Origin of the sequence: Pseudovibrio sp. M1P-2-3 (assembly GCF_031501865.1) — a bacterium.
GTDB lineage: Bacteria > Pseudomonadota > Alphaproteobacteria > Rhizobiales > Stappiaceae > Pseudovibrio > Pseudovibrio corallicola.
Window position 1 is genome coordinate 2,117,730 of sequence record NZ_JARRCW010000001.1, and the last position, 4,152, is coordinate 2,121,881.

Genomic DNA, 4,152 nt, shown 5'->3' on the forward strand with positions numbered 1-4,152 from the left:
GTCTTAGAGTCTGTTCAAAAATAAGCTCTTGAATAAACGCCGGTATTCGAGTTTTTCTTGTTCTGCGAAAAACTTGGAGGCACAAATGGTATGGACGCCGTTCACTCGGAAACTTCATTGTCGCAAAGGGCTGCGATATGCAAGCGACTTGACAGATAAAGAGTGGTTTTTAGTTGAGCCTCATATGCCAAAGCAGCCTAAACGCGGTCGGCGACGCAGCACCGACCTACGGGCGGTCATTAATACCCTGTTCTATCTTTTACAAACGGGCTGCCAATGGGCCTTCTTGCCGAAGGACTTTCCCCCAAACAGTACAGTGCATTACTATTTTAAGCGATTTAGCCAAGAAGGGACTTTAGAGCGAATACATGAAGCACTGGAGTGGATCAGAAAAAGTGGAGAAACTTCTGTTAGGCTTGTGACAGGAGGACTTTATGGGACAGGCATATTACACAGAAGACTTTAAACGTGAAGCGGTGCGTTTGGTCGAAGTAAGCGGTAGGACAATTCCTGAAATTGCGGCTGATCTGGGCGTGAGCCGCTCTACTTTGAACCGTTGGAACAAGGACTTTCGAGAGCAGAATTTACTTTCCGGGCCAGATGAGGGTACAGACAAGGAGTTAGCCCGTCTGCGCAAGGAAATTAAGCTCTTGCGAGAAGAAAGAGAACTCTTAAAAAAGGCAGCTGCGTTCTTCGCCAAGGAGACAAGTCTTTGAAGTTTCAGTTCATTGATGCGGAAAGCGCCTATTATCCGATCACCCGGCTCAGTGCCTTTATGAATGTCAGTAGCAGCGGCTATTATGCATGGAAAAAACGGCCTGCATCCGCCAGACAACGAGAAGACATGGTTCTCCTTGCCCATATCAAGGACAAGTTTGCAGCTTCAAGAAAAACGTATGGTACACGACGTATTGCCGTCGAGCTTGCCGCGGTTGGCATGACTGTCGGTAGGCATCGTATTGCCCGCCTGATGCGTAACAACTCGTTGATCGTAGAGAGGAGAAAGAAATTCAAGAGAACTACAGACAGCCATCATAGCAAACCAGTAGTATCCAACTTGTTGAAGCAGGACTTTACCTGCACTAGCCCCAACCAGAAAAGGGGATCAGATATCAGTTACGTTTAGACTTCTGAAGGCTGGTTGTACCTGGCAATTGTCGTAGATCTATTTTCAAGGCGTATCATTGGGTAGGCAACCAGCAGCCATATGAAGACCAATCTGGTGACAACGGCATTAAAACGAGCTTTGGCGACACGACCTTCGTACAACCGTCTCATTCATCACAGCGACAAGGGTAGTCAGTACTGCGCTGATGCTTATCAGCGGCTCTTAATGAGGTACAGTATCACTTCGTCACTGAGCGGAAAGGGGAATTGTTTTGACAATGCCATGGTGGAAACGGTGTTCAAGACCATCAAAGCTGAAATGTTGTGGCGAACTGCCTTTCAAACACGACAGGAAGCTGGAAAGGCTCTTGGCGTTTACATTGAGGGCTTTTACAATCCAATTCGAAGACATTCGGCGTTAGGATATCAATCGCCAATTGTATTCGAGAGACAGCAAATAGATATTGAGACGAAGGCTCTCCACATTTCTTAAGCCAGTCCAGTCACCCGAATGCTTAAGCTCATGAACAGTAGTATTAATCGGAGACAAAGCGTGATGGTTGAGTTAAGAAATACTACCAAAGGTCTTGTGGATCATAGACGTATTGTCAGTGGAATGCGGTTTATGGAAAGTGCAGAACCCACCATGACTGTAGAGGCAAGTCAGCTAAGCCCTGAAGAATTTCAATGGTACGTGAATGGTAACCGTCCTTTGATAATAAAGGGGGCAGCCTCACACTGGCCAGCACTGAGGCAGTGGCCCCAAGACACCTACCTGATTGAGCGCACAAAAGGGCAAACAGTCAATATATGTCCCCATATAAACTATATGACAAAAGAACGAAATGATGTTGAACGGCACAAAGTAACATTTCAGAAGGCTTGGGAAACCCTGCATCAGACTTCAGAACAGCCAGCAGCAGTTCTATGGCCGATATCAAACATAAAGATTTTACCAGCACCTGCCCATGTCTATGAGAATTTAAAAGAAGATATTCGGGATTTTCAATTCCTACCTAACCCCCCCTCTCCATACCTTTATCCTAGGCTACGTGGTTTCATTTATAGAAATGCAGGAACTTGTTGGCATTACCACGAAACAGACTGCACACTGATGACACAAATAAAGGGGCGTAAAACAATTGGTATGTTACCCTCGGATAAAAAAACTTGGGACACAGTATTCGACCCGTTTATGAAAGACTTGTACTTTACTGATCTAAACTGCTTTGGTCCTCATACCCAAGATCTTAAACCTCAAATAGGTGTAGTTGAAACAGGGGATGCTGCTTTTTTGCCGCCGTTTTGGTGGCATGGTGTGGAGGCGATTGACGGGTTTGGCATAACAGTGCCCTACTGCTGGCGCCCTCCGCTTCATGTTGTTGGTAATCTAAATATACCAGCCAACTACAAGTTTCTAAAGTCAATCTTACTGGACCCTCGTCCGCTTAGTCTGATAAAATTGTTAATGGCAGCTGGAGTAGGTGCAAGTATAGCCAAGGCTATAGGTCTAATAGCCAAAAGAGATAAAAAGGGGGGCTTATAAGTCATACCTATTCCTCTATTAGGTTACCGTTTTTTTCTAGCATGAGGCTTTGAAACTGTTGGTTCTCTTAAACGGTCTTTTGTCCGGATAATCCCCCATTATTGGAGGAGTTTTGCAGTAGAACCATGCTGCCAGTCTTAGTTTTCTAGCGGGTGTGATGCCGCCGATGGCCATATTGGCCGCTTGTTGTTATATGTCCAGAGCCAGTTTGTGGCTTCTCTTTGAGCCTGTTCGATGGTCTCAAAGCAGTTTTGATCCAGCCACTCCTGCCTGACGGTTCTGTTATAGCGCTCGATATCGGCATTGGCATTTTGAGCCGGCTTTCCTAGCTGGATATGGCAGATCTGGATCCCTTGCGATTTATCCCATGACAACAGAGTTTCACTGATGTTATTCATGCCATTACCGACACGGATCACAAGTGGTTTGCTCCGCCATTCAATTACCTGCTTCAACGCGCGCACCACCTTGAGCGTGGGGAGAGAAAAGTCAACTTCGATACACAACCCTTCCCGGTTGAAGTCATCCAGAATATTGAGGGTACGCAACCGTCTGGTGTCTTCCAGTTGGTCTGACATGAAATCCATCTACCACACCTGATTAAGACCGGAGGGTACCGTCAGCTTTTCAGGCTTTGCTCGTTTCAGGCGCTTGCGCGGTTTCAGCTCCAATTCCCAGTCTATGCAATAGACACGCTTATGGTTCCAGCTAAAACCTTTGAGGTTGCGTAGATATAAAAACCACAACCCAAAACCCCAGGTCCTATTGATTGTCGTTAAACGCACCAGCCAGTCAGCTATGACGGCATTCTCGTCGCAAAGGCGCCGTCTATAACGGTAGCAGCGCTCACTCACACCAAAGGTGCGGCACGCCAGAGCAATTGAAATTCCTTTTGTCTCAATAGCAAACACAGCCATCTCCTTGCGCTGAGATGGCTTCTGGGATTTTTTGCCCGAGCCTCCTTCAAAAGCTCATTTTTGCAAAGACAGTTCGGCAGACATCTTTTTAAACCGGCGAAGTTCGTCTTGCGTAGACTTCATCTGCGAAATCATTGGAGTATCCAGACCACCGTATTTCGCCCGCCATTTATAAAAGCTCTGTGCGCTCACGCCATACTCGCGGCACAGCTGAGCAATCGGAACACCGCTTTCTCCTCGCTTCAATATGCCAATGATCTGTGCGTTACTGAAACGAGATTTCTTCATAAAATCAGTCCTCAATATGAGGCAATACTATCTCTACTTCTAAACTCGATCAATTTACGGGGGGATGACCTACTCTTTTCTAGACATTATCCATATAGAATAATGTCAGGTAAAATCTTTGGGACTACCTGCTGCCTCGTCAAAGCGTGATGAGCATTATCCATATAGTTCAACGAAATGCCGCATTAACGTTATAGTTTGATTGGTGTGGAGGAAAGATAACAAATATAGAATAGTTTCAGGATAACTAGCTGCAGTTGGTGGGGCTTCTCATTTTTTGTAAAGAGTGCCCTG

General features: G+C 46.0%; 2 protein-coding genes and 2 pseudogenes. 3 read left to right on the forward strand and 1 reads right to left on the reverse strand.

Going from position 1 to position 4,152, the window contains the following annotated elements:
• Positions 1-85: 85 nt before the first annotated feature.
• From P6574_RS22085 to P6574_RS09435, 3 genes and pseudogenes are all read left to right on the forward strand, one after another.
• Entirely contained in the window at positions 86-466 is a 381-nt protein-coding gene (locus tag P6574_RS22085; protein WP_405048087.1) for a transposase, read from the forward strand.
• Positions 435-1,600: pseudogene (locus P6574_RS09430) on the forward strand (IS3 family transposase). Before P6574_RS22085 ends, P6574_RS09430 begins: the two are co-directional and overlap by 32 nt.
• Positions 1,601-1,630: 30 nt before the next feature.
• Positions 1,631-2,653: a cupin-like domain-containing protein gene (locus P6574_RS09435; RefSeq protein ID WP_310620063.1), complete on the forward strand. Its 1,023-nt coding sequence runs from the start codon at positions 1,631-1,633 to the stop codon at positions 2,651-2,653.
• 126 nt (positions 2,654-2,779) lie between these two features.
• Here the strand turns inward: P6574_RS09435 and P6574_RS09440 are convergent.
• Positions 2,780-3,858: pseudogene (locus P6574_RS09440) on the reverse strand (IS3 family transposase); the annotation flags it as partial.
• Between the last annotated feature and the right edge of the window lie 294 nt (positions 3,859-4,152).